Annotated in this window: 8 protein-coding genes; 4 read left to right on the plus strand and 4 right to left on the minus strand. The window is 59.3% G+C overall.

The annotated features are described in order from the left end of the window. Positions 1 to 3 precede the first annotated feature (3 nt). Both JNB91_RS09675 and purH read left to right on the plus strand, forming a co-directional pair. Positions 4 to 1,680 (plus strand): heparinase II/III family protein, encoded by a 1,677-nt coding sequence (locus JNB91_RS09675; RefSeq protein ID WP_220325439.1) that lies wholly within the window; start codon positions 4 to 6, stop codon positions 1,678 to 1,680. 83 nt (positions 1,681 to 1,763) lie between these two features. Further along, entirely contained in the window at positions 1,764 to 3,380 is a 1,617-nt protein-coding gene (purH, locus tag JNB91_RS09680; protein WP_220325305.1) for a bifunctional phosphoribosylaminoimidazolecarboxamide formyltransferase/IMP cyclohydrolase, read from the plus strand. Positions 3,381 to 3,490: 110 nt separating this feature from the next. Here the strand turns inward: purH and JNB91_RS09685 are convergent, their stop codons facing one another. Next, positions 3,491 to 4,891 carry an MFS transporter gene (locus JNB91_RS09685; protein WP_220325306.1) on the minus strand — a complete coding sequence of 467 codons (1,401 nt, stop codon included), beginning with the start codon at positions 4,889 to 4,891 and terminating at the stop codon, positions 3,491 to 3,493. A gap of 13 nt (positions 4,892 to 4,904) precedes the next feature. Beyond that, positions 4,905 to 9,665: an NAD-glutamate dehydrogenase gene (locus tag JNB91_RS09690; RefSeq protein ID WP_220325307.1), complete on the minus strand. Its 4,761-nt coding sequence runs from the start codon at positions 9,663 to 9,665 to the stop codon at positions 4,905 to 4,907. Positions 9,666 to 9,963: 298 nt separating this feature from the next. Between JNB91_RS09690 and JNB91_RS09695 the strand changes: the two genes are divergently transcribed. After that, a complete protein-coding gene (locus tag JNB91_RS09695; RefSeq protein ID WP_220325308.1) occupies positions 9,964 to 10,647 on the plus strand; it encodes a carbonic anhydrase in 684 nt (227 codons plus the stop codon). Positions 10,648 to 10,650: 3 nt separating this feature from the next. Here JNB91_RS09695 and JNB91_RS09700 read toward each other — a convergent pair whose 3' ends face one another. After that, positions 10,651 to 11,460 carry a lytic murein transglycosylase gene (locus tag JNB91_RS09700; RefSeq protein WP_220325309.1) on the minus strand — a complete coding sequence of 270 codons (810 nt, stop codon included), beginning with the start codon at positions 11,458 to 11,460 and terminating at the stop codon, positions 10,651 to 10,653. 187 nt (positions 11,461 to 11,647) lie between these two features. Continuing rightward, positions 11,648 to 12,682 carry an aspartate-semialdehyde dehydrogenase gene (locus JNB91_RS09705; RefSeq protein ID WP_220325310.1) on the minus strand — a complete coding sequence of 345 codons (1,035 nt, stop codon included), beginning with the start codon at positions 12,680 to 12,682 and terminating at the stop codon, positions 11,648 to 11,650. A 471-nt stretch (positions 12,683 to 13,153) separates the two neighbouring features. Here JNB91_RS09705 and JNB91_RS09710 point away from each other — a divergent pair, with 471 nt between their 5' ends. After that, the gene (locus JNB91_RS09710; RefSeq protein ID WP_220325311.1) at positions 13,154 to 14,851 is read left to right on the plus strand and encodes an MFS transporter; all 1,698 of its coding nucleotides are present in this window, start codon (positions 13,154 to 13,156) and stop codon (positions 14,849 to 14,851) included. The last annotated feature ends 29 nt before the right edge of the window (positions 14,852 to 14,880 follow it).

Raw genomic sequence — 14,880 nt, forward strand, 5'->3', positions numbered from 1 at the left:
ACCATGCGGCTCGCCGATCGCCGAAGGCTTCTGGCTTCCGGTATGAAGGAAATGCGGCGGCGTTTGCGCCTCCGCATCGCGCCTTATCGCGTCGCCTTGTCTGCTCCGCTGACGTCGGTTCCCGAACGGCTGATCGTTGCCCCGACCGACCTGCGTCCGGTCGATCCGTTTATTGCGCATGAAATTCTCGAAGGGCGTTTTCCGCTAGCGGGGCGGGTACTCGAGACGCTGGGGGATTCCCCGTTCGAGCTGGAATTGCCTTCACGCGCTTTTGCCGAGCGCCTGCACGGTTTCGGCTGGCTTCGGCATATCAGGGCTGACAGGACGGAAGCAGGTTGCGCGCACGCCCGGCATATCGTGTCGGACTGGATCAATATCCATGGCCGCCGGCGCCGAGGCATCGCTTGGGAGCCGAATGTCGTGGCGACGCGGGTGATTGCCTGGCTGTCTCATTCAACGATCATTCTGCATGCAGCCGAAGCAGGTTTCTACCGGCGGTTCATGAAGAACCTCGCCTATCAGATCAGCTATCTGAGAAAGATTGCCGGCAGCTGCCCGGATGCCGAAAGCCGGCTCAGGGTCAGGACTGCACTGGCGATGGCATCCTTATCCGTACCGACGCGCGTTACTGGGATAAAGCGGGAGGCAATGCTTCTCGACCGGGAACTTGATCGCCAGGTCTTGGCTGATGGCGGGCATGTTTCGCGTAATCCGCGCGCGATCCTCGATATCCTGATCGACCTCCTCCCGCTCCGGCAGACCTATATCAATCTCGGCCACGATGTGCCCCAGAAGCTCATTCCGGCGATCGACCGCATGTATCCGGCCTTGCGTTTCTTCCGCCACCAGGATGGCGATCTCGCATTGTTCAATGGTGCCGGTTCGACTTCGGCGAGCGAACTGATGTCGGTTCTGCGCTACGACGAATCCGCCGGAAAGCCGTTCAAGGCTCTGCCGCAGATGAGCTATCATCGGCTGAGCGCCGACAATACGATCATCATTGCCGACACCGGATGCCCGAGTTCGATCGCGGCATCTAGGGGCGCGCATGCGGGTTGTCTCTCGTTCGAAATGTCGTCGGGCCGCAATCGCTTCATCGTCAATTCCGGCTCGCCGAAATTCGCCAATCGCTTTTACAAGCATCTCGCTCGGTCAACTGCAGCGCACTCGACCGTCATCATCGAGGAGACATCTTCGAGCCGGGTGATCAACTCGTCTTTTGCCGGCTCCATCCTAATACCGGGTGTGTCAAAGATCGATGTCGAGCGCTGGGACGACAAGCACGGCAATGATTGGCTGCGCGCCAGGCACGATGGTTATCTCGAAAGTTTCGGTTATACCCATGAGCGCGAGATCGTGCTCAGCGCTGCGGGCGACAAGATCAAGGGATGCGACCGGCTGATCCCCGAAGAGGGACAAGGCAAGGACAGCCTGACGGCGATCGTGCGCTTTCATATTCATCCGGCGATCAATCTGTTCCGCAGGGATGCAGAAAGCATCGTTCTGGGCGCTCCCGACGGTGAGACCTGGATTTTTGCAGCACCGGGCCTGCATGTGCTGATCGACGAGGACGTCTTCTTCGCCGATGTTTCCGGCATGAGGCCAAGCCAGCAATTGGCGATCGAAGTGCCGGTTCAGGGGCTTCGGGAGATCCGCTGGATGCTCAGACGGAGCGAATAGGCGTTTCTTCTTTGCGCCAGCTGTGCTAACCGCGGCCCATCCCCTTCCCGCCCCTCTGTGGCAAGCTCTTTCAGGAGAGACCGATGGCCGTTGCTTCCAAAAAAATCCCCGCCCCTGACCGCGTGAAAATCCGCACCGCTCTGCTTTCCGTGTCGGACAAAACCGGCATCATCGAACTGGCGAAGGCGCTTACCGAGCAGGGCGTCAGGCTGTTGTCGACCGGCGGTACGCACAAGGCAATCGCTGCAGCCGGGCTTGCTGTCACCGACGTTTCCGAAGTGACCGGCTTTCCGGAAATCATGGACGGCCGCGTGAAGACGCTGCATCCGAATGTCCATGGCGGCCTTCTGTCGATCCGTGACGACGAGGAACATGTCGCGGCGATGAAGCAGCATGGCATCGAGGGCATCGATCTTGCCGTCATCAATCTTTACCCGTTCGAGGAAGTGCGCGCTGCCGGCGGCGACTATCCGACGACGGTCGAAAACATCGATATCGGTGGCCCGGCGATGATCCGTGCATCGGCCAAGAACCATGCCTATGTTGCGATCGTTACCGATCCGGCCGACTATGCGCCGTTGATCGAAGCGCTGAAGGCCAATGGCGGCGAGACGGAATATGCCTTCCGCCAGAAGCTGGCCGCCAAGGCCTATGCGCGTACCGCGGCCTATGACACGGCAATCTCCAACTGGTTTGCGGAAGCACTCGAAATCGAGACGCCGGCCTACCGGACGATCGGCGGTGTTTTGAAAGAAGCCATGCGCTATGGCGAAAACCCGCATCAGAGCGCCGGTTTCTACGTGACGGGCGAAAACCGCCCGGGTGTTGCGACAGCTCAGCTGCTGCAGGGCAAGCAGCTTTCCTACAACAACATCAACGACACGGACGGCGCTTTCGAGCTGATCGGCGAGTTTGCGGCTGATCAGGGCCCGGCATGCGCGATTATCAAGCACGCCAACCCGTGCGGCGTTGCCACCGGCTCGACTTTGAAGGACGCTTATCTGCGGGCGCTGGCCTGCGACAGCACTTCTGCCTTCGGCGGTATCATTGCGCTCAACCAGCTTCTCGATGGCGAGACGGCGGAAGAGATCGTCAAGCTGTTCACCGAGGTCATCATCGCGCCGGAAGTGTCCGAAGAGGCAAAGGCGATCATTGCCAAGAAGCCAAACCTTCGCCTGCTCGTGACGGGCGGTCTGCCTGACCCACGGTCGCGCGGTCTTACCGCAAAGACGGTTGCCGGCGGCCTTCTGGTGCAGAGCCGCGACAGCGGCGTGATCGAGGATGTCGAGCTGAAGGTCGTCACCAAGCGCGCACCGACAGCGACCGAGATGGAAGACCTGAAGTTCGCCTACAAGGTTGCAAAGCATGTCAAGTCGAACGCCATCGTCTATGCCAAGGATGGCCAGACGGCGGGTATCGGCGCCGGCCAGATGAGCCGTATCGATTCCGCCCGTATCGCCGGGCTGAAGGCTGAGGATGCCGCCAAGGCCATGGGTTGGGCCGAGCCGATGACCAAGGGTTCGGCCGTTGCTTCGGAAGCCTTCTTCCCGTTTGCTGACGGCCTGCTTTCGGCGATTTCGGCCGGTGCAACCGCCGTCATCCAGCCGGGTGGCTCCATGCGAGATGCGGAAGTGATTGCCGCTGCCGACGAGCATAATGTCGCCATGGTCTTCACCGGCATGCGCCACTTCCGGCACTAGAGCATTTCCGCCTTTCTTCGAAACGCGAAACTGCTCTATCTCTTTGTTTCAACGCAATTCCGGACGCAAAACCGGTTCCCACTTTTGCTGGAATTGCTCCAAGCCAGCAACTACTTAGCCGGAGTCTCTCCGGCTTTGTCGGCCGGGTATGGCGTTGTGATCAGCAGCGCCAGGCCTGCCACGAGGAAGATCAGCAGCGTTGCCATGCCGAGATGGGCAGAGCCCCTGGCATAGGTGACGAGAGAAAAGGACAGGGTGGCGAGGAAGCTCGTCGCTCGTCCCGACAGCGCATAGATGCCGAAATAGCGGCCGGCCTCATGCAGTTCGATCGATCGCGCCAGATAGGAGCGCGACGACGCCTGTACCGGGCCGAAGGCAATGCCGATCAACAGGCCGAAAAGGACATAAGCCTTTTCCGCCGCGGTGCCGAACCAGCCTTGGCTGTCTTCCAGCGATAGCGGGATCATTCCGAACAGAACACTGCCCGGGTTGGTAGAGATGATGCCGAGCGTTGCTATGAGCAACAGGACGAGGCTGATCAGCACGACGGTCTTGGAGCCTAACACCCTGTCCAGCGCACCTGCAGCCATGCAGCCGAAGATGGCGACGACGTTGAGGATGATGCCGTAGAGGCCGATCTCGATCGTTGCCCAGCCGAACATGCCGGCGGCGAAGACGCCACCGAGGATGAGGAGGCCATTGACGCCATCCTGATAGAGCATACGGGCAATCAGGAAGCGGGTGATGCCCCGACGCCTGCGTAGCTCGCCAAGCGTGCCGCGCAGCTCCGTCAGGCCGGAGCGGACGGCTGCTGTCAAGGGTAGGCCCTTCCTCGCATCCGGTGTGAAGAGGAACATCGGCAAAATGAAAACAAGATACCAGATCGCTGCAATCGGGCCGGTGATGCGGGCATCCTCGCCGAGCGCCGGATCAAGGCCGAAAAGCGGGGGAATGCCGATCAGCGTCAGGCTGGTTTCGGGATTTGCCGCAAGCAGGGTCACGACGGCGATCAGCACGATCATGCCGCCGAGATAACCGAGACCCCAAGCAATGTTGGAAATCCTGCCGGCCTCATCCTTTGAGACGAGGCGCGGCATCATGGAATCGTTGAAGACGATGGAGAATTCTGCCGCGATCGAGGCGAAGACCATCAGGGTGATCGGCAGGATCAGCGGAGAGCCGGGTGCGGCGAACCACAGCATCAGCAGGCTTGCGATCTTCACGGCGGCAAAGCTTGCGATCCAGGGCTTGCGCGCACCGGACTGATCGGCGATCGAGCCGAGAACCGGCGACAGGATGGCGATGACGATCGACGAGATCGTCGCCATGTTGCTCCATGCCGCCTGAGCCGAGATCGGGTCGTCGGTCAGCCGGGCGACGAAATAAGGGCCGAAGATGAAGGTCGTGACAACGGTGAAGAAGGGCTGGGCCGCCCAATCGAACAGCATCCAGCCCCAGATACCGCGCCGGCTCGTTTTCACCGGCGCTTGATCGATGTCGTAACCTCCCATCCAGTCCCTCGCTTTAAGTCAAACGGCCGTGTGCCAGATCCCCAAGCAGTCCGGCCGCTACGGAGATCTTTGGCAGCGTGAGGTCGCCGCTATCGCTAAGTGCCATCAGTTCGGCTCCGATGCGGTTCACACGCACGCGGTCGGCGGCAATCCAGGCCTGAACCGGTTTTTTGTCCTTCCGGTGTTCCGTGAGCGCCGTAATGACGATGTCACGCCGCGCGGAGGCAAGTTGCTGCAGACCGCGGGACAGCGCCAGGCTCTCGTAGTGATCCGACGTGCTGATCCTTTCACCGGCAACGATCAGGCGGTTGACGCGGAAGGTTTTCGTGACGCCGAAATAGCTTTCGGCGGCGCGCGCCATGCTCTCGCCGGTTCGGTCGGCAATCAGCATGATTTCCGGAGCGATGACCAGAGCCGACAGGGTCCGGATCTCGGCGATCAGGCTTGCCGGTGCGCCCTGAGCCTCGAGTTCTGCAGCAAGCGGCGCCGTTTCGGCAATCACTTCCTCGGTCATTGCGCCATGCAGGCCCTTGATCGCAGCCTTGAGCCTTGCGACAGCCTCGGTCAGCGGTGCGGCGCTGATCTGCGTCTGAAGGGCGAGATAGGTACCGATGGTGATGATGCGGTTGATCTGCGCATGCAGATCGTTCTGAACCGATCCGGGGATGCGATTGTCCAGCGCATCGACTTCGGCCCATAGACGCGGCAGGTCGAAGCCGTCACGGATGAGGAAGATCGCCTTCACGACATTCGCAGCCGTTGCGCCGGTCATGTCGCTCATCATCTGGATGAAGCCGGGACCGCCGCGGTTGACCGCTTCGTTTGCAAGCGCGGTTGCGACGATTTCGCGATGCAGGCGATGGTTTGCGATATCGCCGGCATAGGGTTTCTGCATCTTGGCCGGGAAATAAGCTTTCAGGATCGCCGCAAAATACGGGTCGTCCGGAATGGCGCTTTCGAGAAGCGCATCGAAGAGGACGATCTTCGAATAGGATAGCAGAACGCCGATTTCCGGGCGGGAGAGCGGCTTGCCTGCTGCATAACGCTCGGCCAGTTCCGCATCGTCCGGCAGGGTCTCGACCTTGCGGTTGAGCTTGCCCTGCCCTTCCAGCACAGACATCAGGCGGGAGAGTTGCTCGCGGTTGCCGATGCCTCTGCGTTCGATCAGCGAGATCGACAGAGGCTGTAGGTAGTTGTTGCGAAGAACCAGTTCCCCCACTTCATCGGTCATCGAGGCCAGAAGCTTGTTGCGCTTGTCACGCGGCAGGCGGCCGTCCTGCATGGCGGCGTTGAGTGCAATCTTAATATTGACCTCGACGTCGGAAGAATTGACGCCGGCGGAATTGTCGATCGCATCGGAGTTGCAGCGTCCGCCAGCGAGCGAATAGGCAATGCGGCCCTTCTGGGTGACGCCGAGATTGGCGCCCTCGCCGATCACCTTGGCGCGCACTTCGCCCGCCGTAACGCGGATCGGGTCATTGGCACGATCGCCGACCTCAGTATCCGTCTCGGCTGCCGCGCGGATATAGGTGCCGATGCCGCCGAACCAGAGAAGATCGGCTTCGCTCTTCAAGATCGCGGTCATGATCTCGAACGGTGTGGCCGTTGTCTTGTCCAGCCCGATAGCCGCTGCCGCCTGCTTGGTCAGCTTTACCGACTTTTCCGAGCGGGAGATGATCATCGCGCCTTCGGACAGCGTGCTGCGATCATAATCCTGCCAGCTGGAGCGCGGCAGGGCGAACATGCGGGTTCGCTCCTTGAAGGATTTCTGGGTATCCGGATCAGGATCGATGAAGATATCGCGGTGATCGAAGGCGGCGATCAGGCGGATCTTTGGCGAGAGCAGCATGCCGTTACCGAAGACGTCACCGGACATGTCGCCGACGCCGATGACGTTGAACGGCGTCGTCTGGATATCGACATCCATTTCACGGAAGTGTCGCTTGACGGCTTCCCAGGCGCCGCGGGCGGTAATGCCCATCTTCTTGTGATCGTAACCTGCCGATCCGCCGGAGGCGAATGCGTCATCGAGCCAGAAGCCGGCTTCCTGCGCCAGCCCATTGGCAGTGTCGGAAAAGGTTGCAGTGCCCTTGTCGGCGGCGACGACGAAATAGGGGTCGTCGCCATCGATGCGGATCGTGTCTTGTGGTCCGACGATCTCGCCCTCGATGATGTTGTCGGTGATCGAAAGGAGCGTGCGGATATAGGTCTTGTAGGCTTCCTTGCCGGCATTGAAGACTTCGTCACGCGAGCCACCGGCAGGCAGCATTTTCGGGAAGAAGCCGCCCTTGGCGCCGACCGGCACGATGACGGCGTTCTTCACCTGCTGGGCCTTGACCAGGCCAAGCACTTCGGTCCGGTAATCCTCGCCGCGATCCGACCAGCGCAGGCCGCCGCGTGCCACTTTGCCGAAACGCAGGTGCACGCCTTCGACCTCGGTGCCGTAAACGAACATTTCGCGGAATGGGCGGGGCTGCGGCAGGCCGTCGAGAAGCTCGGGATCGAACTTGAAGGCCAGCATTCTCTTCGGCGCGCCGTTTTCGTCGCGCTGGAAATAGTTGGTGCGCAGCGTCGAATCGATCGCATTGACGAAGCGCCTTAGCGTCCGGTCCTCGTCGAGGCTGGGCACGGCCGAAAGGCTGATCTCGATTGCGCCGTGAAGCTGGGCCAGCTTCTTCGTTCTTGCCTTTTCGGCAATATCCGGATCGAAACTGGCTTGGAATAGCTTGAAGATGATTGCCGAAGCTTCAGGGTACTTTACCAGCGTATCGGCGATATAGGCCTGAGAGTAGACAATTCCCGTCTGGCGCAGATATCGGGCATAGGCGCGCAGAACCGTGGTTTCGCGCGCAGAGAGGCCAGCCAGCAGAACAAGACGGTTGAAGCCGTCATTGTCGACCGATCCCTCGAACGCCAGAAGAAACGCCTCTTCGAGCAGCGGACCTTCCTGCGACAGGTCGATCTCGCGTCCATCACGAAGTTGCAGTTCCATGTCATGAAGGACGATCAGTTTCGCATCCGGGCCGACATGAATTTCGAAGGTCTGCTCGCTGACCACCCGGAAACCGAGGTTTTCCAGAAGCGGCACGCGGCGCGACAGCGACAGGTGGTGATCGCCGTGGAAAATCTTCAGCGAGACGCTGTTGGCCTCATCGGTTGGGCGCTTGTAGAATTCGATACGGACTGTTTCGCCAGAGGCGCAGGCAGCGATGTCCGGCAGGTCGGCAAAGGTTTCTTCCGGCGTGAAGGCTTCCTGGAAAGCATTAGTGACCGAAAGCCGGGGGCCGTTTTCGGCCAGAAGCGAGAACTGCTCCTCCCATGGCGTGGAGATCAGGCGGATCGCTTCCTCGAGCTTTGCCTGGCTGATGCGGGGCGTCTTGCCGCCACGGCGTCCGATGATGAAGTGGACGCGTGCCACACCGCCTTCAGGGAAAGCTGGGTAATAAGCCGATACATGGCCTTCAAATACATGCGCCAGATAGGCGCCGACCTTCTCCCGGACCAGCGAATTATAGTCCTCGCGCGGCACGTAAACTATCGTCGAGACGAAGCGGTCGAAATGATCGATACGGGCGAGCGTGCGCACGCGCGGCCTCTCGCTCAATTCCATGATCTGCTCGCAGAATTTCGCCAAAAGATCGGTATCGATCTGGAAGAGATCGTCGCGCGGGTAGGATTCTAGCGTGTTTTCCAGCATGCGGCCGGAATGGCTGTAAGGGTCGAAACCGAAATGCCGGTCGATATCCTCGACCTTTTCGCGCAGCAACGGAACTTCCCGGACGGACTGGGTATAGGCGGTGGCGGTGAAAAGGCCGACGATCCGCAACTCGCCGACGACATGACCGTTCTCGTCAAACCGCTTGACGCCGATATAGTCCATGTAGGCGCGTCGATGGACAACAGACTTCACATTCGCCTTGGTAACGATGAGGAATTGTGGTCCGTCGAGGAATTCGAGAATTTCCGGCGTGGTCGTGACCTGATCCTTGCCCTGGCGCAGAACCAGAACGTCCGGATCGGAAAGAATGCCGAGGCCCCTGCCTTGGCCGCGTTCCACGGTCGCCTTGGAGCCTTTGCCGGAATAGACATATTCGCGCATGCCGAGGAAGGTGAAATTGTCGTCCCGCAGCCAATCGAGGAAGGCCAGCGCCTCGTCACGGTTGGCGCCCTTGCGAGGCTTGGCGTTCAATAGCTGCTTGGCTGCGCCATCCATGGTATCGAGCATGGCGGACCAGTCGGTGATCGACAGATGCACCTGATCGAGAATGAAGCGGATGCGCTCGATCAGAAGATTGGCCTGCTCCTCGTTCAACTGAGCGATATGCAGCTGGATGAGGCTGACCTGATGGGCTGGGTCGGTCGGCTCGTCATTGCTGCGCAGCACCGGCTCCTTGCCCGGTTCGATCGTCAGGATCGGGTGCACGGCCATGACGAGGCCACGATGGCTGGCCGTCACCTCGCCCATGACGGAATCGAACAGGAACGGCATGTTCCGGTCGATCACGGTCAGAACCCAGACGGGTATCCCGTCCGGTTCGACACCTGGTATCTGGGCGACGGTGATATCGGCACGGACGCGGTTCCAGGCCTTGACGCGGGCTGCAGCATGCGCTGCGGCAATCCCGAGCATTTCCGGGGTGTAGCTTGAAAGATCGTCGTCGCTTGCGCGTCCGAACAGAATGGCTGGATCGAGAAAGTCCTTGCCGGCCTTGCTCGCGAATGACCGCGCCCCATCCATCTGCTTGCTGCGCTTGGGGCTATTCTTCCAGACCATGATCTCTCCCTTTTCTGGCTGAATACTGCAAAGAACGGTGCGAATCCGTCCGAATGGCAGCAGTTAGCACTGTTTTGCGCAGCAATCTTGACAGGAATTGGCAAAGAATTGTTGCCACGACAATAAAATCGATTTTTTCAGCATATGATAATGAAATCGGTCCAGCGTGGGCCAGAGATGCTGGCGGGACATGTGAATGAAGCTAACCAAAAACACTGTGATGCAAGGCGAGCGAAGCGCCGGATTGCGCGTAACGAGCCGTTGATCTTGTTTCAAAGGCATAATATTCGTAGCCCTCATGACCTATTTCCCAGCCAAACTGCTTGCGGGCTACCGCAATTTCATGAGCGGACGCTATACAGATGAGCGCGAGCGTTACCGTGTTCTTGCCGAAAATGGGCAGAAGCCGCACACGCTGCTGATTGCCTGTTGTGATAGCCGCGCCGCGCCGGAAACGATTTTCGACTGTGGTCCGGGTGAGCTTTTCGTGGTTCGCAACATCGCCAACATGGTGCCGCCCTATGAGCCGGACAGCCAGTTCCATGGCACGTCGGCTGCGCTCGAATATGCAATCCAGGTACTCAAGATCCGCGATATCGTGGTGATGGGCCATGGTCGCTGCGGTGGCATCCAGGCAGCGCTGGATCCGACGCTCGAGCCTCTTTCCCCGGGTGATTTCATCGGCAAGTGGATTGGCCTTGTCAGGCCTGCGGCTTCGCAGATCCAGAGCAATGACCTGATGACCGCATCGGAACGTCAGACGGCTCTTGAGCGCGTGTCTATCCGCAATTCGATCAACAATCTCGCCAGTTTCCCGTTCATCAAGGCGCTGACGGACAAGGGTGAACTCTCGGTTCACGGTGCCTGGTTCGATATATCGAGCGGAGAGCTCTGGGTGATGAACCAGAAGGGCGATTTCATCCGCCCCGATCTGGAAACGGAACTGGCGCCTGCCGAAGAGGATCAGGCGCCCGCTCCCTGACGCTTATTTGCCGTCGATCTCGGCGCCCATGTAAGCAATGGCGCGCTGATAGACGGTTGCTGCATTCCAGCCCTGGATGGCTACGAAGCTCGGCTGACCGGGCTGGTAGCCAGCACCACTTACCCAGCCGTGGCCCTTGAGGAAGTTGGCGGTCGATGCGAGTGCATCGGCGCGCGAACCAACCATGTCGATGTGCCCATCGCCATCGCCGTCTGCGCCATAACGGATGACGTTGAGCGGGAGAAACTGGGTCTGGCCGATTTCGCCGTGTGCAGCGCCCTTGGCGGTGGTGCTCAGATCGCCGCGTGCGACAAGCTTTAGGGCGGCGTAGAGTTGTTCGGTGAAAAAGTCGGAACGGCGGCAATCATAGGCCAGCGTCGCAACAGCCGACAGCGTGTGCTGGTTGCCCATGAAACGGCCGAAACCTGTCTCCATGCCCCAGATCGCAATGATCGGGCCGGCGGGGACGCCGTAACGGCGCTCAAGGCGATCGAAAAGCGAGGCATTGGCGGACTTCATCTTCTTGCCCTGCGAGATGATGGTCGTCGCGCCGCGCTTCTTCAGGAATTCCTCGAAGGAAAGCTTGAAGCTCTTCTGGCCGCGGTCGGCACTGATCGTCGCGCGATTGTAGTTTACGTTGGCGAAGGCGCGGTCGATCACTGCCGGGCTGATGCCATTCGATGGTGCAACGCGCTTGAAGTCCTGAACCCATCGATCGAAGCCGGATGAATCGTTGCCGCATTGCTGCGCAGCGGCTGGGCCTGCGATCGTGAGTGCGGTAAAGGCCAGTCCTGCGAGTAGAAGCTTGTTCATGCTTTAATCCGTGTTTGCCGTTCAGCGGCGGTGCATCTCTGCCCCACTATTCGTTGCAAATGTTCCGGCTTGCAAGCAAACACCGTCCTAATGCGCATGAATAGTTCGTGAGGACATTCTTACAAAAAGAAAACCCCGCCTGATGGCGGGATTTTCTAATTCGATATGCTTAACAATTTCTAATGTGTCAGGCGGCAGCCTGGCGCGGCTTGATAAGGCCACGGTTGACCAGCAGCTCGGCGATCTGGATGGCGTTCAAAGCAGCGCCCTTGCGCAGGTTGTCGGAAACGACCCAGATGTTAAGGCCGTTCTCGACCGTTGCATCCTCGCGGATACGGGAGATGTAGGTCGCATCTTCACCGGCGGATTCGATCGGCGTGATGTAGCCGCCGTTTTCATGCTTGTCGATGACGAGGCAGCCCGGTGCTTCGCGCAGGATGTCACGCGCCTGATCGGCAGTGATCTCGTTTTCGAACTCGATGTTGACCGATTCGGAGTGACCGATGAAGACCGGAACGCGCACGGCGGTGCAGGTTACCTTGATCTTTGGATCGAGCATCTTCTTGGTTTCGGCGAGAACCTTCCACTCTTCCTTCGTGTAGCCGTCTTCCATGAAGACATCGATATGCGGAATGACGTTGAAGGCGATGCGCTTGGTGAACTTCTTCGATTCAATCGGGTCTGCAACGAATACGGCGCGCGTCTGGGTGAAGAGTTCGTCCATGCCGTCCTTGCCGGCGCCGGAGACCGACTGGTAGGTGGAGACGACGACGCGCTTGATCTTGGCGGCATCATGCAGCGGCTTCAGCGCTACGACGAGCTGGGCGGTCGAGCAATTCGGATTGGCGATGATGTTCTTCTTGGTGAAACCGGTGACCGCATCCGGGTTTACTTCCGGAACGATGAGCGGCACTTCCGAATCGTAACGCCAGGCGGATGAGTTATCGATGACGACGCAGCCCTGTGCGCCGATCTTGGGCGACCACTTCTTGGAGATATCGCCGCCGGCGGACATCAGGCAGATGTCGGTGTCGGAGAAATCGTAGTTCTCAAGGTTGGAGACCTTCAGCGTCTTGTCGCCGAAAGATACTTCGGTGCCCTGGCTGCGCGCAGAAGCCAGTGCGACAACCTCGGAAGCCGGAAAACCGCGTTCTGCCAGGATGTTCAGCATTTCCCGGCCGACATTGCCGGTAGCACCGGCGACTGCAATCTTGAAACCCATGTCTATGCTCTCTTTCTGTCTCTCCTCGGTCTTGTGAGGGGGAAGCCGTACCTAAGCGGCACGGTGTTCCTTGTCCCCGGCCTTACCGGGGAGAGAGCGGCGGGCCAGAGACGTCAGACGGTTTTCGTCGTCGTTTTGGCCTTGGTTTTGGAGAAAGCGAAAAAACGCTGTCCGGCGTGTTGGGCCGGCAGGCAAGATGCAGCGATGTCAAAGTCGCAAGCGATCATAAGGGCGTTTTCCCGTTCGCGCATGTGTTTAGAACATTTTGGAATGGAGTCAAGGTGAGTCGAAGCCAGAGTTGTACCAGTTGCGGAAGGCACTTTAGACGAAAGTCATAATCCCAAAGCATCACTCATCGGATGTCCTGATTTCTGTCAATCTGAGGGCATCGCTTCACGGTTGTTTTGGCAAAGGAGGAAAGGCCAAAGCAGTTACCAGGACGCGTGGTTTCACCTTGTTGGGAGGACGACAATGGCAAATGTCGCAACGGCGGCTGATAGCAGAACAAAGCCGATGACGCCCGAGGAGAGGAAGGTGATCATCGCCTCCTCGCTCGGAACTGTATTCGAGTGGTACGATTTCTATCTTTACGGAACGCTGGCTGCGATTATCGGCAAGCAGTTCTTCTCGCAATTCCCGCCGGCGACGCAGGCGATTTTCGCACTCCTGACATTTGCCGCAGGCTTCCTGGTCCGGCCGTTCGGCGCGCTGGTCTTCGGTCGTCTCGGTGATCTGGTTGGCCGAAAATACACATTTCTTCTCACCATCCTGATCATGGGTCTGTCGACCTTCGCCGTCGGTCTTCTACCGAGCTATGATCAGATTGGCGTCATTGCGCCGATCATTCTCGTCCTGCTGCGTATGGCTCAAGGCCTGGCGCTGGGCGGTGAATATGGCGGTGCGGTGGTCTATGTTGCCGAGCATTCGCCACGCAACAGGCGCGGTTTCTATACGGCCTGGATCCAGACTACGGCGACGCTGGGCCTGCTTCTGTCACTGTTCGTGATCGTGACCTTGCGCATGAATCTCGGTGAGGAGGCATTCCAGACGACACAGCCGATCTTGTTCGGCCTTCAGGGCGGATGGCGCATTCCCTTCCTCCTGTCGATCATCCTGCTGATCATCTCGATCTACATTCGTCTGCAGATGCATGAATCGCCGCTCTTCAAGAAGATGAAGGAAGAGGGCACCCAGTCGAAGGCGCCACTGTCGGAAGCTTTCGGCACCTGGAGCAATGGCAAGATCGTCCTGATCGCGCTGTTCGGCCTTGTGATCGGTCAGGCGGTCGTCTGGTATACGGGACAGTTCTACGCCCTGTTCTTCCTGCAGACCGTGCTGAAGGTCGATCTTCTCACTGCAAACGTCCTGATTGCCTGGGCGCTGATTATCGCGACCCCCTTCTTCCTGGTGTTCGGTTCGCTTTCTGACCGGATCGGACGCAAGCCGGTGATCCTGGCGGGCTGCATTCTCGCGGCGGCAACTTACTTCCCGCTGTTCAGCGCGCTGACCACGGCTGCCAATCCGACCTATGCCACCGCGATCGAGAACGTGAAGGCAGAGGTATCGGCTGATCCCGCCACTTGCGGTTCGCTATTCGACCCGGTCGGTATTCGTACCTTCACGACGCCTTGCGACGTGATGCGCCGAACCATGTCGCAGCAGGCTTTCCGCTATACGCAGGTGAGTGCGCCTGCCGGTTCGCCGGCTCAGCTCATCATCAACGGCGGTACCCCGATCGTCTTCACCGATGCTCCGGCTTTCAGTGCGGCGCTCGGCCCTGCCATGGTGGCGGCCGGTTATCCGGCAGCAAATGACCCGGCAAAGGTCAAGGTCGACGGGTTCTTCTCTGCGCTTGCCAACGGTCAATCGTTGAAGATCATCGCCATCCTGACGATCATGGTCATCTACGTCACCATTGTCTACGGTCCGATTGCTGCTGCGCTTGTCGAGTTCTTCCCGACCCGCATCCGCTATACGGCCATGTCGCTGCCTTACCACATTGGTAACGGCTGGTTCGGCGGCCTGCTGCCGGCCACATCCTTCGCGATCGTCGCCTCCACCGGCGATATCTTCGCAGGCCTTTGGTATCCCGTCCTCTTCGCTCTCATGACAGTCGTTATCGGCGCTCTGTTTGTTCGCGAGAGACGAGACGTCGATCTCGCGAATTGAGGTCACCTAGCAGAAACAAAAAAGGGCCC

The organism is Aliirhizobium wenxiniae, assembly GCF_019511445.1.
In the GTDB taxonomy this organism is placed as follows: Bacteria; Pseudomonadota; Alphaproteobacteria; order Rhizobiales; family Rhizobiaceae; genus Neorhizobium; species Neorhizobium wenxiniae_A.